The 26428-nt window shown below is 60.0% G+C and carries 21 protein-coding genes and 1 pseudogene; 4 read left to right on the top strand and 18 right to left on the bottom strand.

The window, feature by feature from the left end; genetic code table 11:
- Nucleotides 1–347: 347 nt before the first annotated feature.
- Nucleotides 348–1676 carry a hypothetical protein gene (locus tag NKI24_RS22025; RefSeq protein ID WP_352748247.1) on the bottom strand — a complete coding sequence of 443 codons (1329 nt, stop codon included), beginning with the start codon at nucleotides 1674–1676 and terminating at the stop codon, nucleotides 348–350.
- Nucleotides 1677–1958: 282 nt separating this feature from the next.
- Here NKI24_RS22025 and NKI24_RS22030 point away from each other — a divergent pair, with 282 nt between their 5' ends.
- A complete protein-coding gene (locus NKI24_RS22030; RefSeq protein ID WP_352748250.1) occupies nucleotides 1959–2570 on the top strand; it encodes a DUF1176 domain-containing protein in 612 nt (203 codons plus the stop codon).
- 1 nt (nucleotide 2571) lies between these two features.
- Here NKI24_RS22030 and NKI24_RS22035 read toward each other — a convergent pair whose 3' ends face one another.
- The 3 genes from NKI24_RS22035 to NKI24_RS22045 all read right to left on the bottom strand — a co-directional run bounded on the left by NKI24_RS22035 (nucleotide 2572) and on the right by NKI24_RS22045 (nucleotide 6824).
- Nucleotides 2572–5184 (bottom strand): hypothetical protein, encoded by a 2613-nt coding sequence (locus tag NKI24_RS22035; protein WP_352748253.1) that lies wholly within the window; start codon nucleotides 5182–5184, stop codon nucleotides 2572–2574.
- Nucleotides 5185–5624: 440 nt separating this feature from the next.
- Complete coding sequence (locus NKI24_RS22040) at nucleotides 5625–6164, bottom strand: hypothetical protein (RefSeq protein WP_352748255.1); 540 nt, start codon at nucleotides 6162–6164, stop codon at nucleotides 5625–5627.
- 423 nt (nucleotides 6165–6587) lie between these two features.
- Nucleotides 6588–6824: a hypothetical protein gene (locus NKI24_RS22045; protein ID WP_352748256.1), complete on the bottom strand. Its 237-nt coding sequence runs from the start codon at nucleotides 6822–6824 to the stop codon at nucleotides 6588–6590.
- 353 nt (nucleotides 6825–7177) lie between these two features.
- On the opposite strand from NKI24_RS22045, the gene NKI24_RS22050 reads away from it, so the two are divergent.
- Nucleotides 7178–7432, top strand: a complete 255-nt coding sequence (locus NKI24_RS22050) for a hypothetical protein (protein ID WP_352748258.1) — start codon at nucleotides 7178–7180, stop codon at nucleotides 7430–7432.
- An 85-nt stretch (nucleotides 7433–7517) separates the two neighbouring features.
- A complete protein-coding gene (locus NKI24_RS22055; RefSeq protein ID WP_352748260.1) occupies nucleotides 7518–7859 on the top strand; it encodes a hypothetical protein in 342 nt (113 codons plus the stop codon).
- A gap of 8 nt (nucleotides 7860–7867) precedes the next feature.
- Here NKI24_RS22055 and NKI24_RS22060 read toward each other — a convergent pair whose 3' ends face one another.
- From NKI24_RS22060 to NKI24_RS22125, 14 genes and pseudogenes are all read right to left on the bottom strand, one after another.
- Complete coding sequence (locus NKI24_RS22060) at nucleotides 7868–8206, bottom strand: hypothetical protein (protein ID WP_352610697.1); 339 nt, start codon at nucleotides 8204–8206, stop codon at nucleotides 7868–7870.
- A complete protein-coding gene (locus NKI24_RS22065; protein ID WP_352748262.1) occupies nucleotides 8203–8616 on the bottom strand; it encodes a hypothetical protein in 414 nt (137 codons plus the stop codon). Before NKI24_RS22065 ends, NKI24_RS22060 begins: the two co-directional genes overlap by 4 nt.
- A gap of 436 nt (nucleotides 8617–9052) precedes the next feature.
- Nucleotides 9053–11707: an AAA family ATPase gene (locus tag NKI24_RS22070; RefSeq protein ID WP_352748265.1), complete on the bottom strand. Its 2655-nt coding sequence runs from the start codon at nucleotides 11705–11707 to the stop codon at nucleotides 9053–9055.
- A 47-nt stretch (nucleotides 11708–11754) separates the two neighbouring features.
- A complete protein-coding gene (locus NKI24_RS22075) occupies nucleotides 11755–12024 on the bottom strand; it encodes a hypothetical protein (protein WP_352748267.1) in 270 nt (89 codons plus the stop codon).
- Between the two features lie 27 nt (nucleotides 12025–12051).
- On the bottom strand, nucleotides 12052–12633 hold the full coding sequence (locus tag NKI24_RS22080) for a hypothetical protein (RefSeq protein WP_352748270.1): 582 nt from the start codon (nucleotides 12631–12633) through the stop codon (nucleotides 12052–12054).
- A gap of 2 nt (nucleotides 12634–12635) precedes the next feature.
- On the bottom strand, nucleotides 12636–12884 hold the full coding sequence (locus NKI24_RS22085; protein WP_352748271.1) for a hypothetical protein: 249 nt from the start codon (nucleotides 12882–12884) through the stop codon (nucleotides 12636–12638).
- A 48-nt stretch (nucleotides 12885–12932) separates the two neighbouring features.
- Complete coding sequence (locus NKI24_RS22090; RefSeq protein WP_352748274.1) at nucleotides 12933–13376, bottom strand: hypothetical protein; 444 nt, start codon at nucleotides 13374–13376, stop codon at nucleotides 12933–12935.
- Nucleotides 13373–14629: a tyrosine-type recombinase/integrase gene (locus tag NKI24_RS22095; RefSeq protein ID WP_352748275.1), complete on the bottom strand. Its 1257-nt coding sequence runs from the start codon at nucleotides 14627–14629 to the stop codon at nucleotides 13373–13375. Before NKI24_RS22095 ends, NKI24_RS22090 begins: the two co-directional genes overlap by 4 nt.
- A 305-nt stretch (nucleotides 14630–14934) precedes the next feature.
- Entirely contained in the window at nucleotides 14935–17160 is a 2226-nt protein-coding gene (locus tag NKI24_RS22100; protein ID WP_352450241.1) for a mechanosensitive ion channel family protein, read from the bottom strand.
- 438 nt (nucleotides 17161–17598) lie between these two features.
- Nucleotides 17599–18669 (bottom strand): adenylate/guanylate cyclase domain-containing protein, encoded by a 1071-nt coding sequence (locus NKI24_RS22105; RefSeq protein WP_352450242.1) that lies wholly within the window; start codon nucleotides 18667–18669, stop codon nucleotides 17599–17601.
- Between the two features lie 3 nt (nucleotides 18670–18672).
- Nucleotides 18673–19164 carry a Rab family GTPase gene (locus tag NKI24_RS22110; protein WP_254818889.1) on the bottom strand — a complete coding sequence of 164 codons (492 nt, stop codon included), beginning with the start codon at nucleotides 19162–19164 and terminating at the stop codon, nucleotides 18673–18675.
- Between the two features lie 15 nt (nucleotides 19165–19179).
- A complete protein-coding gene (locus tag NKI24_RS22115; protein WP_352450243.1) occupies nucleotides 19180–21750 on the bottom strand; it encodes an OmpA family protein in 2571 nt (856 codons plus the stop codon).
- A gap of 94 nt (nucleotides 21751–21844) precedes the next feature.
- On the bottom strand, nucleotides 21845–22510 hold the full coding sequence (locus NKI24_RS22120) for a DUF3450 domain-containing protein (RefSeq protein ID WP_031211579.1): 666 nt from the start codon (nucleotides 22508–22510) through the stop codon (nucleotides 21845–21847).
- Between the two features lie 612 nt (nucleotides 22511–23122).
- Nucleotides 23123–23268 (bottom strand): annotated as a pseudogene (locus NKI24_RS22125) (IS110 family transposase); the annotation flags it as partial.
- A gap of 161 nt (nucleotides 23269–23429) precedes the next feature.
- On the opposite strand from NKI24_RS22125, the gene NKI24_RS22130 reads away from it, so the two are divergent.
- Complete coding sequence (locus NKI24_RS22130; RefSeq protein ID WP_352450244.1) at nucleotides 23430–26402, top strand: trifunctional glycosyltransferase/class I SAM-dependent methyltransferase/polysaccharide deacetylase; 2973 nt, start codon at nucleotides 23430–23432, stop codon at nucleotides 26400–26402.
- The last annotated feature ends 26 nt before the right edge of the window (nucleotides 26403–26428 follow it).

Below are 26428 nucleotides of genomic sequence, written 5' to 3' on the forward strand. Positions count from 1 at the left end.
CGACGCTGCCGCGGTGCCGCCGGTGCCTGCCGATGTCGTCGCGCTGGCGCCAGCCGTGCCGCCTTTGGCGATGAAGGCACTGGCATCAAACGTGGTGTCTCCACCCGCCGAACCCGCCGCACCGGCGTCACCAAGCGCGTAAGAGATGGGGCCGGCCCCGCTCAGGGCATAATTAGTCTTGAAGCAGCAGGCGCCACCGCCGCCGCCGCCGCCGCCGCCGCCGAACGCACCGCCACCGCCACCGCCACCGCCACCGATAACCACGATCTGGTTATCCGCGCTGTTCCAGTCCCCAGGGACAACCCAGGATGTGCCAGAAGTGAGTGCAATCGTCTGGGAGTACGGCATCAGATATTATTCACCTTGGCGACCAAGTCCCACTTCGTGTCAGTCGTGTTGTAGATAAAGCCGAGATACATGGTCTTGCTGAGGACGGTCGTTGCGGGGAGTGCGACATCGGTGCCCGCGCGATAAATGGAATCCCACGTCAAGGCGCGGGCGGTGCCGTTGTCCTTGACGCGAATGATCAGTTTCTGGCCGTTAGCTGGCGTGCCGGTCGGCGCACCGAAAGCCGCAGCGGCCGCCTGCGCGGTCAAAATATATTCATCGGTGTTGGTCGAATCCGGCGTAGGCGTCGCCGAACTGGCGGTACTGGCAATCCGAGGCAGAGGGCTGCCGCTTGGCCCCGTCGCACCAGTCACGCCGGTTGCACCGGTGATGCCTGTCGGTCCGGTGATGCCGGTCGGTCCCGTAACGCCAGTCGGTCCGGTCGCCCCGACGTTCCCGGTGCGCTCGAACGACACGGCGACGGGATCGCTGTCCGAAAACGTGCCGCCGGACGCTACATGGGCCACTGTGAATTGATCCCAAGTGCCGCTGTCTGTCAGCGCGGCCGTGATCTGAACCTGGAGGAAAGTCGCAGGCGTGCCGATCTTGCGGATCGTCACCAGGCCACGCGTCGCCGTGGTCGTGCTGTCACCCCAAAGCGCGATCGACGTCGCAATGGCGTTGCCGTCGTTGTCGTTCTCGGAAATGTAGAGCGCCGTTGCCGATGTCAGGGTGGCGTTATTGATGCGCAGCTTGCCGGTCGTCGGGTCGGCCGCTGTCGTGCCAGTGTCCCACAGAAAGCGCAGTCCGGCATCGCGGCCGCTGAGGCCAGTGGGGCCGGTCACGCCCGTTGCTCCGGTAACGCCAGTTGGACCTGTTGCACCCGTAAGTCCAGTCGGGCCTGCGACACCCGTCGCGCCGGTCGGGCCACCAGCAGGACCGGTTGCGCCGACGACGCCGGTTGGACCTGTCGGACCGGTTGCTCCGGTGACGCCGGTCGGACCTGTCTCGCCAACGCCGGTCGCTCCGACAACGCCCGTGGGGCCGGTAGCACCGGTGATGCCAGTCGGCCCTGTAGGGCCGGCGGCCCCGACACCAGTCGGGCCGGTCGCCCCTGTGGGTCCGGTTGGGCCGTCGCCGCGCAGCAGCGCCAGGACGGAAGGGGAAAGGCTGTCGAGCGTGACCTTTTCGTTCGGCAGCGCGCCGTCACTGCGGCGTACGTCGGCCAAAGCGTCGATTGTCTCGTCGATGCTGGTGACGAGTTCGGCAAGATCATTGTCAAGCTGCGTGCCGTAGGGCAGGTAGTACTGGTAGCTGAAATCGATGACGGGCTTTTCGGGAGCAGCCATTTGATGCACCAGAACGTCGTCTTCCAGATAGCATCGGCGCGCACAGGATCAGATGCTGATTGGAAGACCGTTGACGTCAGCCCCGGTGGGATCCGAAGCGGTTGGTGCAGAGGCCCGAGTTCTGCTCTGTTCCGGCGGTGTGTTTATAATTCATTTGCCGCGGAATGCATAGAGTCAACCAACACGGCGCTTCTGCTAACCATGGCGTAGATCGGACCCGCTAAACCCTCGACACAACTCCCAAAAAGCGCAATCATCCCGATGGGATTAGGGGAGGCGGTGATGTTCTTTCGCGTTGTTGCTTTGAGTGTCGCGGGACTGCTGCTTGGTCCGACAACAGAAGCGATGTCGGAATCCAATCAGGAGACGGCCCTATGGAGAAACGTAGGTACTTGGGCGGTCTACGTCGATAAGACTACTAAGTATCAATGTTTTATCACTACGCTGTATGAAGATAATACGATATTCAGGATTGACTTCGAGGCGCCGAATTCCAAAGCTGGCCTTTATGTGGCTTTAGCAAACTCAAATTGGACATCAATAGAAGCCGGTAAAGACTACGATCTGATCCTACAGGTTGACAACGAGCCCGGCTGGCCGTCGCCCGCGACCGGGTATCGCTTCGGCTCGATGCCTGCGCTTATCGTCGGAACGAACCAGACGGCATTTGTTGACCAACTGATGCGGAAGCACTCCCTGCGCGTATTTTTTAATGGAAATCAGATCCTGAATTTGAGCTTGCGCGGTTCCAACGCAGCTCTTCTGGAGATGGGCAACTGCCAAAACCAAGTTGACGCATATCTCGGGCGGAAGAATGGAGGTGGGACCGGAAGCGATCCGTTCGCTGGAGATGTTGCGGCTCCGGCTCAAAAGGACCCATTTGCCACATACTGAATCATAAGCCCGAGTAGCGACCACCCGCGGGGTCAAAAAGCGTCCCGCCCGTCTCGGCGCCGGTCCGCGCCAAAGCTTCGCCCAACCCGCTCCGGAAACCGCGGCCGTTCGCATCTCGAATGAGTTCGACCGATCGCGGATCGATGAACATATCCGCCAATGTCTTGAGATTGCTGCGCAGCGCAGCACGCTTGGCGACGTCGCCGGCCTTGATCACCGAAGTCCCCAACGACTTCACGAGACTGACGGCAACGCCGACAGGCGACGCGGCGCCGCCCAGGTCCGCATTCATCGAGCGATTGAACTCGGTGGCGCTCCCGATCTGCTTGCGCCGTCCGGTGGCCTGAAGCACGTCCAGCAACTCCGGCATTGATGCAGCCGCTTGCCCGCCAGGGATCTCACGCAGCACCGCGTTGAGCACCTCCTGCCGAACGTCGTTGCCGGCAACGTCCTTGTGGAACTTGGCGCCGGCGAAATCCCGGAGCCCTTCCTGCGTTTCGGTGTTGGCTTTGGAAAACCTGTCAGCCAAGTTCTGACGCACGAGAGCGGCCGTCGTAGCCGGATCTTCTGCCACCAGGCGCCGGGCAGCTACCGTTGCCTCGCCAGCGGAGCCCGTGAGCGGGTTCTGTGGCAAGATCGCGTTTCCTGCTCCCGCCGTATCCGTTGCGGCTGCGACGCGTCCCACCGGCCCTTGCTCGAGTGGGTTCAACTGCGAGCGGCGTAACGCTTCCTGCTCGGCCAGCGCCTGGGCATAGGCAGGCGAATGGTTTGTTGCCGCATTGCGAGCGGCTACAGCGCTGCCTGTGCTGCGGCTGGCAAGCTCCGGGCCGTAGAGTGGGTTCGCGACGCTAGAAAGCGCTTCGCCGCGTGCGTTCAGATCCTTCGTCACCGCATCAACGACGCCGATTGAATTGTCAGGCAAATGCGCGTAATCCGGGGCTAGCTCGGCATTTCCGCGCAGCCGCGCCAGTCCGGCGACGAATCGGGGATCGGCGGCGATCGGCCCGAACTGTGCCTGCGGAATGGTTTCATGTTGCGCGGCATCGTAGAGCGGGCGTGTCTGTGCGTTGATGTCTTGCCGTGTGCTGCCGATCACATTGCTGGCGACTTCTGCGGCACGCGGGCCAAGTGTGGATGGCTGCGCGCTCGGCGGTGCGATCTGGTCGAGGACGTTGCCGACGGCTGTGTCGACCTGGGCGGGGCGTTGGGCAAGGAACGGCGCGGTGCGCGCGCGCCCATCTACCGAGCCCTCCACCACCCGGAGGATGTTTGGCAGCGCGCTTGCGCCATTGGTGGCTTGGGCGATGGCCTCCGGCCCGGTGAGCCGTACTCCGGTCGTGTTGTTTTGAAGCCCGAGCGCACGTCGCCAGTCGTCGTCACTCATTTCGCTGGTTGCGCGCCGCACGACACTCTCAGGCGCGTTGTAGGAGCGGCCGAAAGCGGTCCCTGCGTTGCCGAACAGCGCGCCGAGAAAGCGCGACAGGCCCTCGTATTTCGAGCCTTCCGCCAACTGGCCGGCGCCTTCCGAAGCGACAGCCGGCAGCACGACGTTGCCAAGAGCGTTTTCGACGCCGTTGCGGACAATCTCGCGCCCGGTCGTTGCCGCTGCGCCGGCCTCAGTAGCCAAGCCGCCAGGCGCGACGAACTCGCCGATCGTGCGGCCGAACTTGCCGGCGCGGGTGCGCGGCTCATACAGCGTTTCATCCATCTTGCCGCGGATGGCGTCTTGGCCTTCGAACATGCGATTGAGAAAGCCGCCGAGATAGGAATCCTTGTCGTCGGCCTCGCGCTGCGCCTTTTCCTCTGGCGTGACGGGGTCGTAGCCGAACACGGAACGGATCGGGTCTTCGACCTTGCCCTGCAGCCACTGACCGCCTTCCTTGACGGCACGGGCCGCCGTGACCGGCAGCATGCCCATTTCGACAGCGCCGCGCGGCACGCCGGCCCCGAGCGAGTAGACGAAGTCTTTCGCGGCTGACGGCTGGTCGGCGGGCGCCTGTTCCGTGCCGCGAATCAGGCTTTCGATGTTGTTGCCGCCAGCGGGCGGCACGACTTTGAAGCCCGGCGGCAGTGCCGGTGCGGCCGGACCACCGAACGTCTCTCGCATAGCTTTGGTCATCACATCATCGGACGTTCCCGCAGGGAACCTTACGGTCGTCCCATCAGGCGCGTTGACTTCGATCGGGCTTGCGTCGGGAAAACCGGCCCAAGGACCATTCTCCACCGGCTGATCGAATTGATCGAAGACATTCGGAGATTGGGCGGCAGCGGCCTGATATTTCGTCCAAGGTCCATTCGCCGGGGCGGATGGCGCCCCAAACGAACCCTTCCCTACTCGGTCGCCCTTAGCTGACATGATGGCTGGCTGCACTACTTTGAAGCCTGGCGGGATCGCCGGTGCCGCAGTCGACTGCGCTGCTGCGCCATAGTGCTGGTCCTGCGCCTTGTGGAGCGCTTCGGCGTAAATGTCGGCATGGGCCGGGTTGTCAAACTTGCCAAGGTTCTGCCCGGTCTTGCCGTAGAGTTCCATGGCGGCCTGATCATCCATGATCTTGCCGTCTGGTGAGACGGTCGGCACAAGCACTTCCTGGCCGCCGTTGTTCTCAAACGACATCGACCGCACGGTGCTGTAGGAACCATCTTCATTTTTGACGATCGGGCGCGCGTTCAGGTCGATGTTGCCCCGCTCCATCAGGCCGGGAAAAGGGCCTATCGGGCTCGCGGGCGGCTGGCTGAGTGCCGGGGCGTCAGGAAAAGCGGCCCATGGATCTTCTGCAGGGACACCTGGGAATCGCGGCTTGTTTTGCGCGGGCTGCGATATGATGCGGAAGCCAGGCGGCACGGCAGGCGTCGTTTGATATTTTTCCCAAGGACCGGCCACGGGGACACTCCGTCAAATCGAACCATCGGCGCGTGCGAGCAATGCTCTGCGGAAGACGCGATCTGGATGTGTTCGGTTGAACTTGCGGGCGAGCCCGTGGCGGAGCGGCTGCCCGAGGTCCGCGTGTGTTCCGGCGATGCGAATATACACCGGTGCTCGACGGGAAACCAGCATCATGCGGCCACCTGTTCGGCCGCGAGGGTGTCTGGCAGCGTCAGCATCGAACGGACGACTTCCTGCTGGCGCTGCGCCTTGCGCTGCTGCAGCCATGTAAAGTCAGAGATGTTGCGCAGATCGCGCTCGAGCATCCGCACGTACATCCTGGCGTCTACGAGGCGGTGAGGGTGATGTGCAGCCCTCTCCTGCTCGTCTTGGGCCCAATGCCGCACGATGATCGTCGCGGCACTCAGGCAGATCACGACCATGGGCGGACTGTAGGCTGGCAGTTTTTGAACTACGGCGACCGCGGCGTCGGCAATTGACCTGATCAGCTTGTCCCGCCGCTCACCGTCAAGTTGGAACGCAGGCCGGAACTTGCGAAGCGAGCCCAAGGCCAGCGGCAGTTCGAAGGTGACGTCGATGTGCGACAGCGTGACCTTCCAAAAAGCAAAGATGAAGCGATCGATCTCACCGTCAAAGTCGATTTCCGCCTGCGTCGGCGGATCGACGTCGTAGTGCTCATCGGCGAGGGGCATCAGGAATTCGGTCGGCATGGCGCGGATCCAGTTCGTCGTTGCTGACGGTACGGCGCGCGGCGGCGCGGAAAAATCTGATATTTCGGGCGACTTTCGGCGGGGTTTTGCGGTCCAAAGTTTGAAACGGCCGCAAATTCCAACGCGCGTTCGCCGGGGTTTCGGCCGCACGATTGCGAGTGTGCCGCGGGGTGGGTACCGGGTCGGCGGCTTCATGTCGGCCAGGGTCTAGCCCGCCAGCGCTGCGGGCTCCGCGCGCGTCCCTTCGCTCCCGCATAATAGTTAGGGCTTAGCCGGGCGCTGCTTTCTCCGCCCCAAGGGGGCGGCAAAAGCGTGTCCACTGCATTATTGATACTGTTCGCGGGCTAATGATCTCAGCGGCTTAGCTGGTCCGCATGGTAGCGACTTGCAAGCGGCACCCTGTTTTCGGCCTAAAATGGACGCTTAGCGCCCGTCCAGATAGCGCTCGATCGCCGCTTCGATCTCGCCGGAGGCGACCTTTGCCTCGAGTGGCGCCAGCGCCTCAGCCAGCCGGCCGCGCTCGTATTCGCGCCGCGCATCCATCCGAGCGTAGCGCGCGAGCTCGCGCTTCATGAAGAACGACGGCGCGAAGAATCGCCACGCCACATACGCGACGCAGAGCCCTATCGGCACGTAAAAAGTCGGTTCCGTGACGGCCAAGGTATCCCCCGATCAACAACTGCAATCAACGACCTAGCACCACGATCAACATTTAGCCACTGCCGATCAGGAATAGTGCGTTGAAATCAGCACTTTGTAAGTGTCGATTGCATCGTATGGCACAATCAAGAACGGTCAACAAAATCAACACAAAATAGTTCTTGACGGACATCGGTATACGGCTCGTCATGAGCCTAGTCTGAATAGCTAGAAAGCAATCGAAGATTTCACATTTCCGGGGTTCGCTGCGATGTCCAAGAGGAAACTCTAAAATCAGCGAGGATCATGCTTTCGATCTTTTCAATCCCGGAATCCTCTAGTCGCCGCTGAAAACGGCAGAAGGAAAGCAACCGATGTCGAAGATCATTGATTTCGCCACCCGCCGGACCCTCCGCGAAACACCGGCACCTGTACAGCATGACTGCGATTGGGAGTGCTTTGCGGAGCAACACCCCGACTTCTCGGGCATGATGAAAATCACCATGGTGGTGGAGGCAAGCGCCGCCGCGGGGTTGGAAGACCAGTGGTTTTTCGCATGGGACAAATTCATCCAGCGGTGCCGCGCTGAGAAGGCAGCAACACAGCGCATGGCCAATGCTGCGAGCTAGTCCAGCACCCTTCAGAAAAGGCCCAAAGGCTCGCTGCTTCTCGCAGCGGGCCTCAACGTTGTTTGTAAGCGTGGGGAGTACCAAAATGCCTGAGTTATCACGTCTCGTGATGCATAAACCCGGAACGGCTCAATGGGACTTGCTCCGCCCGTCCCAAGTCCCTGAAGCGGCCGTGCCGATGATGCTGGTGCAGCTAGTGTTTTCTGCGGACCAGCTTGCGCGCTATCGTGGGCTGGCGAGAGAGTTCAGATCCCAATTTTCGGACACGCCGGGAATGGATCTCGCGCGGATTTGGGACGCAAGGATTGATCATCGCTTGAACCCGCCGAGCCCGTCCGCGCTCCACATCTTTGCGATGATCCTGCCTGCATCTCTGATGGAAACGTCGATCAAAACCTACCTACGCGATTGGAGCGTGGCAGCGTAGGAACCGAACTAATCGAAAGCGCCGCCAGTCGGCTTTGACGAAGCGGCCTTTGCGCGGCGCTGCTTACGCATCGCCTCCTGGGCAGCTTTCTGCAATTCTGCGCCGTCCATCTCTGCCGGGTCTTTTGCAACGCTGGCGTTCCGATCCGCTCGGTCGAGCATGCCGCCGATCTGAAGCAACGTTCGTTGCGCGCTGGCGCGCGCCTGCGCCGGCGCCTTTAGGTCACGGCAGACGATCAGAGCAGATTCGAAAGCGGCTTCTATGCCCTCAACGCGAGCGCGCCTGATGATGTCGGCGCGGCGCCGCTGCTCGTCATCATCGAATTCATCGTCGTCGAACTCGCTCATGCGAATGCTCCCGTCGGTTTTTGTTGATCTAGGCGGCGCGCCTCGAGCTCGGCACGCAGCGCCGCTATCTGGCCTTCAAGTTCGGACGCTTCGCCGGTCGGCGCCGCCCGGGGCGCTGACAACATGGCGCGCACCTCTGCAGCCTGCATCCGTTCACTCCGCGTGCGCTGGCGCGCCGCTGCGCTGCCGGGTTTGCGGGCATCTTGCCAGGCTTCATGCCGCTTGCGTTCCTCGGGCGACATTGCAGCTAGACGAGCGTCGCGCTTCTTCGCTGCCCGTGCACCTTCGGCCAGCTTACGCCGGAGCTTCTTTTCGGCATCTGGCGATTTCCCGTCGGGCCACTGCGTTCGATGCCAGTGCTCGCCGCGCGGCGTCCGGCCGCCGTGGATGAAGCACTTGCCGTTTTCCATCGCAACTTGCTGGCACGGCTGACGGTCGCTCTTCCGAGCGGCATTGCATTTCGGAAGATTGGAACGTCCGGCGTTCCATCCGCGGATGGCCGCCGACCCGATCGCCCGCCACTGCGCGGACGACTGCCACGCTGTCGGCGCCTTCTGTGGCCGCTTTCTCTTCATGGCTGGATTCCTATGAAGCGTTCATGAGGTATTCCGAGAACCGACCGTCTACCGTACGGGGGTCGGGCTTGTCGGTCCGACAACCCCCTACGTAGTAGCGACAAGCACCGACAAGCAAACAAGCATTGAAATCGTTGGGTTTTTCGGCGTCTTATTTCTTGTTTCCAGAAAACAAGCGCCGATAAGCTGGCGACATATACGTTAAGGCTTTGATTTCGCTGCTTGTTTTGCTTGTCGCCTATAAGCTGGCGATAAGGACCGACAAGCATCTTCATCGCGCACCCGCCTCGACGGGCTCACGGCGCACAAACCATGGGGCTGTATCGCCATCCTTCTTTTTGAACACGCGAAGTCGGACATCTTGTCCACCGCGCTGGATTACGCGCCCGGCTCCCGTAATGATTGCGGTCACGTACCCCATAATAGCCGGCCGCTGTTTGGCCTTGATCAGGCCCTCCCGCCGAAGATGTTCGCCAACCGTCGCCCAGATGCCGGAAAGATTGCACTCGTCGAAACCAGCCATCACCGAGTCAACTATTCGGGCGACATTCATCGCTTCGTCGTCGGAAACGTCGCGTACCGCGCCAACGCGACTCTTCACGTCGACCAATTCCAATACCGGGGCAAAGTCGCCTTCGGCCTTCAGGCGTTCGGCCGGGTCGTCTTGAAAGAGCTCCGCCGCTGCACCGCTGGAAATACCCGATCCATTGTTCACGGGCATGCTCAACCGGCGAAACACAGTTGGCTCTGTTGGCTTCCGATTGTGAGACACCTTGGCGTAGTCGAGCCGGATCAGCTGATCGGCGGACGACACGCCCCAAACCTTCTCGTCGTCCTCGCCGGTGACATTCGTCAGCGTGAAGGCACTGCGCACCTTGCCGACGGCAGCAAAGGCGCCACGGCCGGCACCCATGTCGCCCCGGTGATCGCGGCTGGCCTTGCTCGTATGGTGCAGTATCTCAATGCAGCAGCCGTGCTTGGCGGCTATGTTGGCGATCTCCTGCAAAAGCGCGTTGACGTCGTCATTGCTGTTTTCGGTGCCGCCCGACATCAGGCTCACCTGCGGGTCGAGAACCACAAGAAGCGGCTTGTGCTCGACAATTCTCGCCTCCAACAGATCCGCACCTGGCGCGCGGCATAGCGGCTTGTGATCATGCGGCTTGTGCATGATCGTCAGCGTTTCGCCATCAACACCAGACCACAGGATAATTGGGTGCTTCATGTCTTCGGGCTTCAAGCGCAGATATTGCTGGCAAGCCGCCAGACGGCGCTCCATCTCGCTCAGTCGGTCTTCGGCATTGTAGACCAGGACGGCGCCAGCCTTGTGCAGCAACTCGTGGCTTTCGCCGTTGGCGCCGCGAAGAACATCACGCTTGCCTGTCGCCACGATCACCGCGTCCCGAATAGCGAAGGTTGATTTGCTGATGCCTGGTTCGCCCACGCACTGCGTCACGTCGCCGATCGGCAATCGCGGCTCAACCAGGAAAGCGCGCACCGGTAGGGCCTTGGGATCGACCAATCCTGTGACGACGCTCAGCCCGCCTCGAGCGGGCTTTTCGAAGTAGAGCGCGGCGAAGTCCGGCACCAATCGATAATCCGCGCCACCGTGCGCCTGGCTGGCAATGTGGGGGTAGGCACCGTCGGTATAAATGATCGCCTTGTTCCGGCCGCCGCCGTACTCGGGCTCGATCGGGTCCGCACAGGTCTTGCGGTGGAACTGCTCAGGATCTGCCAGAATGTCGGCGACCGTGACACGCCGCCCCTCGTCAAGATTGATCTGAAAGCAACCTATCAGGTCCGACCGTTCCAACGCGGCCGAAACGATTCTCTCTGCGGTGACGCGCGTCTGACCTGCGTCAACGTACCTCTCAACCTCGTCGGCGCGATAGCGGCCGGCAATTGCCTGAGCCTCTGACGCGCAATATCGCTTGATCTCGTCGACCCGCCGAGCAAACTCCGCGTCTTCTTCCGGGGAGAGCGCCGCGAATTTTCGAGTGTCCAAGAAACTTCCGTTGGGATTGATTAAGCGGGGCTCGCGAGCGCCTGGCTGATAGGCAAGCCGCACATCGTCGAGCAGGGCGTCTGCCTCATACCATAGCCGCTCCGGTCCTTTCGTCGCCACCTTGTCGATAAGCGTGCGGACCGACACAGCGCCATTCTTGGTGATGAAGGGAAAGCCAAATCCGGCAAGCACCAGTCGGGCAAAGAGCCTGTCCGCAAAAGGCGCGATGTCGGAACCGTCGGTAACGACGATGTAGCGATGCTGGCCGCTGTTGGCGCCGGTCGTCTGACCATTCTGTGAGTTGATGACCCCCGTCGATGATGAAGGCCGAAGAACAGTGCAGACTGCTCCGAACTCGGGAAACACCGACGCGAGAACGCCGGTAATTTGACCTGGCGTTGTGGCCACACGGTCCCTGATCGTGGCGGGCCAGTCCTTCACATCGAAGTCTAGACCGAGCACGGCCGGACCGTCCTGGTGCACGAAGAAGCTCTTGCTTCGCGAGATCGCATCTGACCGGGCGTCCAGCATCGCCGCGGTGACGATCTGCGCGGTTTCCGCTCCCGCCGGCGGTGGAACTAAGACGAGGGCTTCGCGAGGGCTAAGCGTCGTCAACTGCTTCGCAAATGCAGCGGCGATCTCTGGCGCGCTGCCGGCGAGCGTTATGCGGCGGGCGATCCCGGTTGTCACGCCGGGGCTGCGCGAACTGACAGGTTTCCCAGTCGCGGGATCGACGCTGAACGTTTTCGCCAGCGCACCGCTGCTCTCCAAGACCGAGAACGAGATTTCCTTCTGCTCAATGGGAGCGAGAGCAGCCGGAAACAACTCACGAATTTTGTCTTGCTGCCGTTCTGGGGCGTGCGCCTTCAGGATATCGCCGAAGACACTCGGTTGCGCGGAAGGCGGCTTTTGGGCTATGTTCACGGGGCTGATACCTTCTTGGCCGGTTCCCGTTGGCGCGGGGCCGGCCTTTACATTTCTAGGGTGTTGTCGACAGCGAGATAGAGGCGAGGTCCGCGGGCTGCCGGTGCCGCTAGCAAGGCAGTGTCAACGAGAACGACGAGGCTTCGCACCGTCACTACAAGCGGCCCGCCTGCTGTCACGCGGCAGCCGTGGAGCCGCCCTTCAGCAACACGGTTTCGAACCCAATCGGAAGATCGTGCGACGATCTCGCCGGCTTCCACGATCGAGACGAAAGCGCGATCGCGCCAGGGCACATATTCGGTTTTTTGGATCTGCATGATGGTCGCCTTCCTTGTTGAGGGCGATCAACTTGCCGGCGATAGTTGCGCCGAAAAAGACGCGTGTCGGGTGCCCTTTTTGGCGCGAAACCCAGCGGCTCGCTCTTCGGCCATCTTGGCGTCCAGCTTCTCAAGGTCGAGGGTCACGTCGACCAAGAGTTCAGCGGACCGCTCCAGGCCGATGGCACGCGGTACGCCGATATGCTCGTAGACCCGCCCAAAGATACGGCGGAAAGCCTTGTCGCGCTTCTCGACCTTGTCTTTGGTCGCGGGATGGCCAAGCCACTTCGCTGCGGCTGCAGCCGGATTCTTGACCTTGCCCCTGAAGCGGTAGAGCGCGGCCGTGTAGAGCATGATCTCAAACAGATTGGTCGTTGGGCGGCCGGATTTAGCCGGCTCAAAGGACTTCCGCCACTCCCGCAGCCAGGGCTGGACATCGACTTTCGTTGCGTATCCGAGTAGGCGCTCGACGTCGACTGTAGAGCCGTCGAGTTTGCATCCGCAACCGCGAAGCATGGCAATCGCGATATCACGCACCCTCTCGGGTCCGAATAGTTCAACGATGTCATCGGGGCCGCGATCAAGGTCCGTGAGCGCACGTTGCAGCAAGCTCATTGGCTGGCGCCGAGCCAGGCACGTGCATCGGCAACGCGATAGCGCGGGCGGCCTTCAATTACGGTGATGTGGGGGCCGCGACGTTCGCGGGCCCACTTCTTAAATGCCTGTTCCGTGAAACCTGACAGAGCCGACATCTGTTTGCGGGTCAGCAAGGCATCCGGCGGCAAGACGGCGAGATTGGGAGTGCTTGGTGATGGAGATGGCATGGAGGCGGTCCAGTTGATCGTTTGTTGATTGATCAACGGTAGCCAACGGGAACCCTCAGTAGCAGAGACACAAATCCCGTTGAATTATGTCCCCTCTGGCGGCCGCTCCATGTACAACATCTGAAGTGTGCTGATGCCACTCCATCGTTTCGCCTGTCTCTTGTAGCGCTTTAGCCAGGTGCCTTCGGCAGATCCTTTTTCGTTGTCGCCGCCATTGGCCGCTACCCATTCGCGAATCGCCTCATTCAGACCTGCATTGTGCCGAAGACGATACTCGACCACGAAGCGGAACAGCCGCCAGTTCGTGCCCTCGTCCCGCGAGCGCCCGCGACGTTTCTCCGCGCCAGGAAGGCCGAGCACATCCCGGCAGATTTTGGCCAGCACGTCCGATCCGGAAAGGCGTTCTAAAAGGTCGGCCGGATCGACTTCGTAGCGCGCGGCCAGCGCAACCAGCATGTCGAAGCCGTCGGTCGGGGGCTGATCTACCAGCTTCTTGTTTCGAACGGCGTCACCAAAGCTGACCATCAACCAAATGCTCCGGTTGCTGCTTGTGCTGCCCTCACGACGCGATCGACATGATTCGACCATGCTTCGAACGCCGTGCGAACCCGCTCCGCACCGTTGTCCCTGTCGTAAATTTCGATCAGGTTTTCCCGCGCATGACCTAGCGCCAATTCGGCAGTCTCCGTGTCGATCCCAAGGCGGCTCAGACCGGTGCGGAATGTCCGGCGCAGATCGTGGAAGCTGAAGTCGACACCGCTATCCTTCACGAGAGCCGCCGTCATCTTGTTCCAACCGCTCATTGCCCCGCCCGTGCGCATAGATGGGAACATCAGGTCGGACCGCGCGTCGACCGGGCAGAGGGCAAACAGAGCGTCTAACTGCTTCGCCACGCCGATGGAGTGCCCACGCCCTTGCTTGACGAATATCGCGGGCAGATTGATGGCGGCGTCTTTTGGATCCGTCCGGTCGACCATTTTTCGCTCGAGCCCCGCGCCCTCGCCGCGGCGACACCCCGTGAGGATCAGGAAACGAACGAAGCGCCCGAACACCGTTTCGGGCTTCGCCGCGTTCCAAACCTTCACCAGTTCGTCGTCTGGCAGAGCCCGGCCATGCTGCTTCGTTGCTAGGCGGTCAGATCGGGTGGCTCGCTGCCGGCGGTAGCCGTAGAGCGGGTTGGTATCGATCACCTTCGCCTTCACCTGGCAAAAGGCTAGGAACGCCCGGCACCTCGAGCGGAATTCGTCGGCTGCGCCCTGCATGCCGGCGCGCTCCAGCGCCTCAATGACTGCAGCGAAATCCGTGCCCTTAAGCTCCGCGATGTCCTTGTCGGCGTGCTTCTTAAGCCGGCGCCGCAGGAGGCTCATGACCATCTTGTGGGCGACATAGTTGCGCCGCTTCAAATCGGCCTCATAGCGATCGAGCAGCGTCGACACCCGCGCTTTGTCGCGGCGCTTTTCCTCTGCACGGTCCTTTGCGGGATCGCCGCCCGCTGCCACCTTGCCCAACGTCGCAAACGCAAGCTTCCGGGCATCCGCAGCCGTCCGAATGGTTTCGGGCGTGCCGAGCCTGATGCGTTTGGTGTTGGCGGCCCTGCCCTGTCCGGCTGGCCGATATGCGACGATGTAGGTGCGGGCGCCACCACGGAGCCGCAGGCCGAACCCGGTGACTTCGGTGTCCCAAATGACAGCCTCCGATTTCCCAGGCGGCAGCGTGGCGCGGGCAACAACGGCGTCGGTCAGCTTGGTCTTGGAAAGCACGGGTATCTCTCGGGGCAGCACATGGGCAGCACCGATTGCGTGAACCGGCGTACCCCACTATAACCCGCAGTACGCCATTAAGCCATTGCTTTTCCGCGCCATTGCGGGCCTCCATAATCCTCGCTAACCGTGGGTGACCCTTGGAGCATACACTTGCCAAGGTTGGGGTCGAGCGTTCGAATCGCTTCACCCGCTCCAGTTTCCTTGAGGGGAATCAAGCGATTAAGAGGCGCCTTTCGGGGCGCCTGCTTACGTGGCGAAAAGAGTGTCCCTGCCATGGCGATGCGCGGAAAGCCGCGCTGTGACCAGCAGGTGTCGCAGCTTTTCTATTCCGTTGTGCTAGCTTTTTTTCTGCGCCGAATAGTGTGCGACTGCGCGACGGCCATTTTCAACTCGGGCGTGATCTCCAACGGTGCATTCTCTGCCCCATGTTGGTTCTGTAGCCCCTGGACCTGGACGGTCGGAAATGGGAGTTCGATGCCCTGCTCCTTGAAGACCTGGCGGAGGCGTACATAGAATTTGCGTTTCATACCGAAGGCGCCTCCCGGCTTGGTTGTCGCCTTGACCCTCAATACGATGCCGTATTCGCCGAACTCCTGTACGCCCTGCATCTTGATCGGGTCGAGCACCCAGTGTTTGAACTCGGGATCTTCCGCCAGTTCGAGGCCGATCCGCTTGATCAGCTTGCGAGCGAAGTCGATATCGGTGTCATAACCAACGGTGATGTTGAATTTGTCGATAACCCAGTCACGGCTCTGGTTCTGGACTGCCCCGAGTTCACCGAAAGGTATTGTGAACAGCGGACCACGATGGTGGCGCAGCTTCACCGAGCGCAGCGAAAAGCTTTCCACAGTACCCTTGTAATTGCCCGATGAAATGTATTCGCCAACACGGAACGCATCATCGAGCAGAAAAAACACGCCTGAAATGACGTCCTTGACAATGGTTTGTGCCCCAAAGCCCACGGCGACGCCGACGACGCCAGCGCCGGCGATCAATGGGCCGATCTGGATACCCAGCGAGGCGAGCATCATAAGCACCGCCATCACGATGATCGATGCGAGCAGAATATTCTGGAGGATCGGCAAGAGCGTGTGCAGCCGTGCCTGCTGCGGATCGAGGATCGGGACGTCCTCGTCGCTGATCACAGGGTGCGGTGTTTCGATGCCCAGCTTTCGTTCGATCAAAGCTTTGATGATCGACCAGCCGAAGTCGGCGGCGAGGGCAATGACCACGACATTGATCAAGCCGCGCAATATGAACGTCGTCGTCGTATCGCTGTCCCGCATGGATTGCATGTCCAGACCCCAGACACGTGCGAGAAGGTAAGCCGCCGCCAGGATGAAAATCATTCGGATTCCGCGATCGATGACAGCGATCGTCACCGCCGGGATCGTGGGCCGGCCGACATCTTCCGAACCTGGCCGCAGAACGAAATTAACCCCGCGCTGCGTCACCACGATTGCCAAAGGCAGGAAGAATGCGGCGAAGGTGAACCAGAAGTATGTATAAAGGCCGGCGATACGCTGCAGGAACAGGACGACGAAATAAGCAGTCAATAGCCATGTCGCTTCTGTGTGACCGATGTGGCGCGCACCGTCTCGCTGCGTTCTTGGCCGACGCCAAATGGCGAGCAGCAGGAGCAACAGCAGCACGAAATCGGCGCCCAGTGACAGGACCATCATTCCGTCCTGATCGATGCCGAGACCTGGCAAGAGGATAAACGCGGCGCCGAAGAAGGCGAAGACGCCGACGATCCGGGGTAGCCAATAGGACCAATGGTCAGCCGCTTCGTTGGTGATCGGCAAAGCACGAACCTCGACGGCGTTCTCGACGTTCATGAAGGAAGGGACGAGCATGGCCATGACGTACATGCGCACACCCCATGTAACGACTGCCGCCATCAGAAATGTCAGTACAATCTCGCGGATAAGCATCGGCCAGTCGAACAACATGAACGCGCCGGCGCTGCCCAGTGCGAAAGAGACTATCAGCATGCTGGAATAAAGCAGGCGGCCACCAATCTTCTTGGCTCGCCCAACGGGCGTATCCTTCGGTTGCGCGATAATCCAAAGACGAAATGGACGGGTGAGCTTGAACGTTGCCCAAGTGAGTGCCAGGCCGGCAGCGATGAACATTGCAATCAGCACAAATACGCCGGCAGGCCCCTTGCTGGACATATCCTCCATCGTCTCTGCCCGAACGCGCGCGAACTGGCCTGGCAGCAAGGGCAAAGTTCGCACGATTCTTTCGATATGATGCCTGATCCCATCGAGCGTCGAGGATGCCATCGTATTCATCTGGCCGGGTGCGGCCACGGCGCCGGACGATGCGTCGGTCGGCGAAGCCCCTCTCTCGGCGGGCGCTCCCGTTGACCCGGCGTCCTGATTTCGCTGTTCGGCCACCCAGGCCTTCACTGACGGATCGTCGAGAACCTCGAACAGCTGTTTGACCCTTTCAGGCGGGACGGTCGCCGGCGCCTGCGCCTGCGCCTGACCAGCCAACAAAAGGGCGATCCCAAAGACGAGCGGCCTGGCAATCAGGGCAAACATCGCAGTCAGGTCTCCGAGACGCCGTGCCGGGCGCGCCAGGTTCCTGGCTCCCAATCGTCGAGTCATAAGTGGCATCGTGCTGTTAACCTTCCGGTCAGATCGGCGAGCAACGACATCTATGTCCGTTGTTGCCCTACCTTGAAGAAACCGATGTTGCGGTGCAAGACGTCATCGTTCCGAGCCAGACCGTTGCGCCGGGTACTTGGCGGTGTTTATTTAGCCGCGGGGGCAGGGCATTCCGACCTCGGCCCAGCCTCCGGCCGTTCTATGAACTGGGCATCGACGTTAAATCTCAGGAACTGATTTCCTGAGTTGACCAGGACAGACCTTTGGCGGTCGCTCGGTGGTCAACTGCTTCGCGCACCGCTGCCGACATTCGAAACCATGATGTTGCTTGAGATGCAATGCGCTTCCGGGTCGGCACTACCATGCGGCAAATCAGGCCGGGAGCCGCCACATTCGCACACGACCTGTACCACGCAATTCCGTTTCCTCGAGCGGGTCGCAAGCAAAATTTGGTCCAAGCAGTTGATGAGTTGCATCCGAAATACGGATTTCATCGGGCTCCGCGGACGTTTGGATACGTGCGGCGAGATTAACGGTGTCGCCCCATAGGTCATAGGCAAACCGCCTTTTGCCTATGACGCCCGCCACGATTGGTCCTGAGTGAATTCCAATTCTGAGTCTTATCGGTTCTCCTGCGAAGCGTTCGCGCTTAACCGCCTTCCGCAGTTCAAGTGCATAGTGCGCAAGGGCTTCCGCATGATCGGATCGCGCGGCGGGCAGGCCAGCGACCACCATCACACAATCGCCGATTGTCTTGATCTTTTCGCAGCCGTATCGCTCCGAGAGCAGATCCGCCGCCTTGAAGAAGTAATTTAAAATAGCGAGCGTCGTCACGGCTCCGACGCTCCGCGCTCTTTCCGTAAAACCGACGATGTCGGCAAAAAGCACACTCACCTCCGCGTGGTTGTCTGCAATTTGTTCGTGCGCTTTTAGCCGCTCCGCGATCGACGCCGGAAGAATGTTGAGGAGTAGGGCTTCGGCGCGCTGGTATTCACGCGACAATCCCTCTTGGCTCGCCCTCAACGCCTCGTTTGTCGATTGTAATTTCTCGTTGAGTTGACGCTCCCTCTCTTGCAGGAGCGTCATTTCATAAGCCTTCTGTTGAAGCCGCTGCCTATTGTCGCGTTCGGCATTGGCGTCAAGAAAGAGCAGCCACACGCAGGCATTGTCAGCAAAAAGATGGAGGTCCGCGACACGTCCGCTGGGCAGTTCGACCATGGCCATGTCATATGGAAGCTCCGGGCAGGGCAACAAACCTTCCATGAATTCAAGCTGCTCGGTAACAGGCTCACCTATGCGAACGGACGAGAGTCCGTAATGGTTAACGTTACCGCCCTTCGCAGCTATGCAAAGCTGGGCGTCGATTTTCAGATATGCGACCGAGCGCTCGTTGTAGAAGAAGTCGTAAATCCAGCTTCTAACTTCTCTTGGCAAGATATGCATGGTTTATTTGCTAACCATCGAAGCAAGTTGACGAAACGCATCATCAACATGTTCACCCGAAAGCGCACTTGTTAGATAGATTTGCCATCCAAGTTGCCTCAGTTCGTCAATTTCACTATCCGATATTGCCCACCGATCGGCCAGATCGGATTTGTTGAACAGCAATACAAACGGCATAGCGCCGAATTCAGCCTCGGCCCGCTCGCGCAACGTGAGCGCCACGGCAAGAGTAGCAGCGCGTGTTCCATCGACGACAAGCACGAGCCCACTCGCACCTCGCACATAGCTGACGCGGAATGAGCCGATATCGTCTTCGCCGGCCAAATCCCACAAAATCAGATCCACGGTTTTGTCCGGGAATGCGACACTCTTCTTGTCGATTTTCACTCCCACCGTGGTCAAGTAGGTTTCTGAAAAGATGCTTTGCACAAACCTGCGAACCAGACTGGTCTTTCCGACAGCGAACCCGCCCAACATGCAGATCTTCTTTTGCAATATCCTGGGCTCCGCCTAGTGGAAGTTTACCGTAACCGAAACTCTGCGGTTGGCGGAGTTCCCGGTTCGGCTATTTTCAATCTCCGCTGGCTCAAAGGTGCCCGCGCCGCGAACCAAGAGCAACTCCGGATCGACGCCGCGCTTCTTGAGAAGCGCACGAACTGTTTCCGCGCGCGCGGCGCTGATCGACAACTTGGCCGTTTCACGGCCCGTCTCGTCCGAATGGCCGGTCAACATGAACTGTGCTGTTACGCCTGCCTTGCGGGCGTCCTTGGCCAATTCCTTCAACTGATTCGCCAATTTGTCGAGAACCGGCAGTTGCTCTGGTCCCGGTACAGCCTTGCCAGAATCGAACAAAATGTCGACCGCTTGAATAGCCTCCCTCAAATGAGTGAGTTGCGGAGGGGTCAACTCACGCAGCTCGGAGATTTCTAGAGAGAGTCCGTCCGCGGACAGCTGTTGGGCGGCGACCCGCGCCCGATCTATCCAGGCGGCAGGAGCTTCACCCTGGGCAACGATGCGATCCTTGATGATCGAAAGCCGTACTGAATCCGGCGGAGTCAGCGACGCCATCAGCCGCTTCACCACGAACTTCGGATCAAGGCTTTGATAGAATTGCCACTGTGAATGAACGCGAGCAGGATCGACCCCTGTTCCGGACAGCAGAGCCTTCGGGTCGGCGGCCTGCGGGTCTCTCAGGCCGGAAATATAGAAATGTCCGCCCCTCGCCGTTTGTTGGCCGATGATGATTCCCGCTTGGGCCTCCAGTCGCGACACATAAGTCTGCCAGTGCTCCGCCACGCGTGCTTCGGGGCTCACATCACGAACCTTGGAGATGTCGAATTCCGGTCCGCCTGCCGAAAGCTGTCGGGCCGCTGCGCGTGCGCGATCTATCCAGGTGTCGGGAGCCTCACCCTCGGCAACGATGCGATCATTGACGATCGAAAGTCGTACTGAATCCGGCGGAACCAGCGACACCATCAGCCGCTTCAGGACGAACTTCGGATCAAGGCTCTGATAGAATTGCCACTGCGAATGAACGCGGGCGGGATCTACCTCCGTTCCGGACAGCAGAGCCTGCGGGTCGGCGGCAAGCGGGTCTCTCAGGCCGGCAACATAGAATTGGCCATCGCGAACCTTTTGTTCAGCAACGATGATGCCCGGCTGGGTCCCCAGTCGCGACACATAGGCCTGCCAGTGCTCCGCCGCGCGTGCTTCGGGGCTCACATCACGAACCCTGGAAATGTCGAATTCCGGTCCGCCTGCCGAAAGTTGTTGGGCCGCTGCACGTGCGCGATCTATCCAGGTGTCGGGAGCCTCCCCCTCGGCAACGATGCGATCATTGACGATCGAAAGTCGTACTGAATCCGGAGGAACCAGCGACGCCATCAGGCGCTTCAACACGAACTCCGGCTCAAGGCTCTGATAGAATTGCCACTGCGAATGAACGCGGGCGGGGTCGACACCTGTTCCGGACAGCAGAACCTGCGGGTCGACGGCAAGCGGGTCTCTCAGGCCGGCAATATAGAATTGGCCATCGCGCACCTTTTGTTCGGCAACGATGATGCCCGGCTGGGCCCCCAGTCGCGACACATAGGCCTGCCAGCGCTGCCCGGATTGCCAGGAAAGAAAGAACCAACCGCCTGCCGGAATCAAAACCAGCAGGACTGCAGCGACTACCAGCCACGGAAATCCCTGGTTTGATTCCTCCTGCTTCAGTTCAACGCAGGTCTGCAACTGCGTCTCTACGCCGGCCAACTGCGAACTGTCGCCGTCAAACTGCTCTAGAGCCTGTGAGCATTCACCATGGATGCGAAGCAATACATCGCGAATTATTTCATGTAATTCCTCCGGCGGATTTCCCCGGATCACCGCAACCAAGGTCGCAAACGGTCCAACTTCCGACCAGAGACGAAGCTCTCCGAAACGAATAGTGTCCAGGCCACTCTGCTCTTTCTCGTTAAATGAGTCTTTTACAAAATCTTGAATTGCACTAAGCATAGAAGAAATTAGTTGCGGATCTTCGCTAGTTGCATTATCGGCAGTTACATGCGATATCAAAAGCCCGGAATTGCGATTGATGAGAAACACATGTTCCACACGATAGACAAGAGAATGCTTAAGAACAACTTCTGAGAAGCTTGCACCTGTTCTCCAAGCTTCAAATCTCCACTTGAGCCCATGCCAGGTAAATATATGTCTTAAAGTTTCATTCAGCGATTGAAAGGTCTGATCGATCTTTTCGCCGATCGACTTGCGAATAGCCGGCAGAAACACCGGGTACAATATATCCGTCAGTGTGCGCGGGCTCTTCTGGATGGACCGTTGCACGGCCCTCTCGACAGCTGGCGCAAGGGCCTCTCCGAGTTGCGCATGAGGCGCACGTGCGGCTGCACTGGGGAGAACGCTCCCCACTGCAGCCGCAAGCTGCTCGGGTTCGTCGAGCAGGTGCCTAACTCGTGAAAGCTCCGAAATTTCGCGGCCGACCAGCAACTGGCGCAGCGTTTCCATGCGAGGGTCGGCGGTTGGGATTCCGTCGAGACGCGCACGATAGTCCGGATCAACGTTCCGGGCAATTTCGATCAAAAGGCGAGCCAGAGCCTCGCGATCAATCTCTGTATCGTTCGAAGCTGCTCTTTGAGGGAGGCTGGTTGGGTCGACAGTCGACGTCAAGTTCCGATCAACTCACTTTCCAGGTACGCTCCGAGTTGTTCTTGCTGCCGACGGGATCCTGATTTAGACATTTTGCAACCTCGACAAACAGGCCAGCCAAAAGATTTCGGTCGGTCTTGACATTGCCGAGATCGGAAAACATCTTCTCCATCAGCATCTGAATGCTTTCATTCTTTTGCTTGATTTCCTCACGCAGCAAATGATCGTTTCGATTTATCCGGTCCGCAACTTCCCGCTCAAGCTCGCTCAACTGATCCGACAACGCGCGCACCTGCTTTTCGAGCGCCTGATTTTGCTCGCGAAGATTCCGATCAATCTCCTTATCGGCGTCGGCTCGCGCGTCTTTTTCGTTCCGCAATTGCGCCGCAAGCGAGTCGACCTGCTTCTTTGCATTTGACTCGTACATTTCAAGATTGCGCTTGGCCTCGGATTCGACATCCTTGAAGCGCTGCAAGACCCGTTCTTCAAGCTTGGAAAAGCGGCGGTCATAGTCCTGCATCTGGTTGCCGAACAGCAGATCACGTATCTTGTCGACACCTACAGCGTCGCCGGGGGCCCCGCTCTCGCGAGCCTGGCCCGCCATGAAGGTCAGCCCGCTTCCGTCTGCATTACTTATCAGATTTGCGTCCGCTTTATTTGCTGAAGAAGCGGTATTCGAAGATTCCTTGGCCATCTTTATGCCCCCTTCTTTGAACAATTGCCACAGTGCATCACTCAGAAACCAGCAAGCATGCCAGCAAAATACCCGGCTCGCAAGCCGGAATCTTCTTGACGTAAGCCAATTCGTGCCTCCCTTTTACATCTCTTGAACTAGCAGCAAATGCACGAGTTCCGATTGATGTCGCTCTCGCATCTCTTTGTGATAGCAGCCATAACCGGCTAATCTAATCGATCATTGGACGCAATCTACTATCGAAATGAGTAATACAATGTCAGGCTATAGCTACTGGAGCGCAATTAAGTAGCGCAGATTCATTAGAAGTGCCTAAAGTAGCTAGTCTGGCGGTGCACGTACCGTCTCGCACCCGGCTGTATACTGCGACGATCAGCTTCCGATGCGGGCTCCACGGTAGAAGGAAGGTCTTCTTTCGCACGGAGAATGGCTGTTCGAGAATGCACCTCGGAATCGAGGCGTTTCGGTCGATAGGAGGGGAGCGAAAGTCCCAATAACTGCAGTCATTCACACCAAAGCTTCAGTGGGCGGCATTTGTTGCGCCCCCAATTGCAAAAGACGTCAGGTTGCCATAGCTATTGCACTCATACGGCGCCCGGGACCGCCGCCTGTGGTCATGGCGCCGACTCCGGGGATCGACATGAATATGCGGCATGCTTGGCTTTGACGTGCATCTGCGACAGCTGGCGCCCAAGCTCGGCGGCACGGATGCGAATGCTGCGCCAGGCTTCCAACTTCGGTAGCACGACAGGAGCAAGCTCGCTCTGCAGCCAAATGGCGGCGTCGCGGCGGCTCGGAAGAGTTCGCAGGAGACTGTTTGGACGCAGCGTCCCTGAGGACCGTTTCCTTTGGCAGGAAATCGCCGGCTATGTTTCGGGACTCTTGTTCTACCTTCGAACCAACGCGCGGGTTACACGGCGTGGCGCATGATCCCTTGGTTTCAATCGTGGTTCCTGCGCACAACGCGGAGGTAACGCTGGCGCGCTCACTCGATAGCCTTCTCGATCAGGAAATAATGGATTGGGAGGCGATCATCGTCGACGACGCCTCCACGGACCGCACCCCTGCGATCATCGCCGGTTATGTGGAGCACGATGCCCGATTTCGGATGTTGAGCTCTTGCGCGCATAGCCCCGCCGGCGCGCGCAATAGCGGGATGTCGACGGCGCGCGGCCACTGGCTCATGTTTCTGGATGCGGACGATTGGGTGGATTCCAGCTTCCTTGCCAAAATGCTGGCCGCACTGAAATCCGCTCCCGATGCAGTGGCTGCCTATTGCGGTTCCCGACGCGTGATGCCCGATGGCGAACTCACGGCGTCGAGCATCGCAACGGAGGTTGCGATTCAACCCTTCGAAACATTCGCGCGCCGGTGTGCCGTCCGCACTCACGCGCTGCTGGTCGATCGGGAGATAATTGTCGAGTTAGGCGGTTTCGACGTGTCGCTGCGCACCTGTGAGGACTGGGATCTGTGGCAGCGCCTCGCACGTCTAGGCAAAAATTGGGTGATGGTCGACGCGCCGCTCGCTTTCTATCGGGCCAGCCCCAACGCGCTCAGCCGCAATTCGGCGCAGATGCTGGCAGATGGCGAAGTCGTGATCGCTCGCGGCTTTTCCGCCGATCCGAGGGTCAAACACCCGGCATCGGCTCACGCCAATGGAGCGACCGACGCGAACGGCCACACCGCTTCAGAAGCACTCGCGTGGTTCGCGTTGTGGAACGCCGCATCGGATTGCGGCTGCGGCTCGCGCTCGATCAACCCGCAGTCCCTGCGCGCGCTCCCGGCAGGACGTAAGTGGGCGCGTGAGATCGCCAAGGTGGCCGTCGATGGCCTTATGGTAGGAAGCCTGTCGGTGCCAGCGCAATTGGCTGCCAGGTGGGACAGGTTCGGCGCTTCCCTCACCGAGTTGATCCTCGAACTCGGCAAGGTCTGGAATAATCCCGACGCGGCTCGCCGCGTGCAGTATCACTTTGAGCAAATGCTGCTCGATGTCGACGATCTTGCCGCGCCGCGCAGGCTGGCGCGGACACTTGGAATTCGTGTCGACGCGCGAAATCCGGCCTCGATCGAAGTACCGGAAGGAATCGATCAAATCTATGCCCATCTGATGATGGATGGCCAGATCGAGGCTCTCGTGCAGTTCGGCGTACTCGGGAGAGTGACGAGGCGTCATTGGATTGAATTGATCCTGAATTTCCTGCCCTCTGAGCGGCCTATGCACAGTGCCGCGCGACTTGCGAGGCGATCGCCTGTAGATGCACCGCAAAAGGGCGCCGGTGCCGACAAGTCAAACATGTCTGCAGCCGAGGCATTGTTGTCCATGGCGGGACGCCGGTCTGATCGGGACAGCCATTTCGGCAAACTCGCGGGATTGGCCGCGGAAGCGCAGGCGCTGGTTCGGTCGAGCGCCGAAACTAAAGAGCCTTTTGCAGCGCCGCGCCGTGCACGGGCCGCGGATGGGCGCGACAATGATCGCACATCTTTCTGGAATCGCCATTTTGCGATCGAGGATCCCTGGAACTACGGTTCGCCCTATGAGCAGGAAAAATATGAGCGGCAGCTCGAAATTCTGCCTGCCGGTCCCATCGGACGGGCGCTTGAGCTGGCCTGCGCGGAGGGCCACTTCACGCGGCAGCTGGCGCCGCGCGTGGGCCATTTGACCGCAACTGACATCTCCGCCGTAGCCGTCGGGCGGGCGCGCGCGCGATGCAGCGATCAGCCGAACGTTGAGTTCGGCGTACTGGATTTTTCTGCGGACACGCTGCCGGGCGAGATGGATCTGATCGTGTGTTCGGAAGTGCTCTACTACCTGGACGATCTCACCGAGTTGCGGCGCATCGCCAAAAAACTCGTTGAGGCGTTGGCGCCTGGCGGCAGTTTCATCAGCGCACACGCATTCGTGCTACGAGACAATGTTGAAAGGACGGGCTTCGACTGGAACACATTCGGTGCACAAGCGATCTCAGAGACGCTGGCAGCGACCCACGGCCTCGTTCTCGAGCAATCGATCCAGACCGAGCTCTACCGCATAGACCGCTTCGGCCGCCTGTCACCAGGCGACGTGGCGACGGAACCGACGATAGATCATGTGCCAATCCGCGCCCCCGTCGAAATCGGAGTCGCGCGAAATATCGTCTGGGGCGGGGCGCGGGCCTTGCGCCGCGACGTCGCACATAGCGAGCGGCGGCAGCGTATCCCTGTCCTCATGTATCACAGCGTCTCCGATGAAGGTCCGGCCGCGCTCGCCCGTTTTCGGCTCGCGCCCGCCGCATTCGCCAGCCAAATGACATGGCTGCGCGCCAATGGCTTTCACGCGATTAGCTCCGAGCAGCTGGAATGGTTCATCGCCAAGCGCCAGCCTTTCGTTGGCCGCCCAGTGCTCATCACCTTCGATGACGGCTTCCAGAACTTTGCCGACCATGCCTGGCCGGCCTTGCGCGCGAACGACCTGACCGCGGAAGTGTTCCTGGTGACGGACTTGGTGGGTGAAAGTGCACAGTGGGACGCCTACAGCGGCCCGCCGACGCAGCTTATGGACGCCGGGACGGTGCGACGCCTCGCCGGCGAAGGTGCGTTCTTCGGAAGCCATCTGGCGACGCATCGCGCGATCGATGGTCTGTCGAGCTCTGACTTGGCCGCCGAGCTCCTGCGCTCTCGTATGTTCATCGAACGGTGGACCGGTCGGCCAACCGCGGCGTTCGCGGCACCCTTCTCTGTCACCGACCGACGGCTTGGCAGGCTGGCCAAGGAGTGCGGCTATCGAATCGGCTTCGGCGGCAGACACGGGCCGGCGGACCTCGATTGCGATCCCATCGACCTTCCGCGCATCGAGATTCGTGGGGATCGTTCGTTCGATGACTTTGTTGCCGTTGTCGAGGCCGTGCTCGCGTGAGCCGTGAACTTGTCAGTGTCTAGATT

The sequence above is a fragment of the Mesorhizobium sp. M0701 genome (assembly GCF_040320365.1).
Lineage (GTDB): Bacteria > Pseudomonadota > Alphaproteobacteria > Rhizobiales > Rhizobiaceae > Mesorhizobium.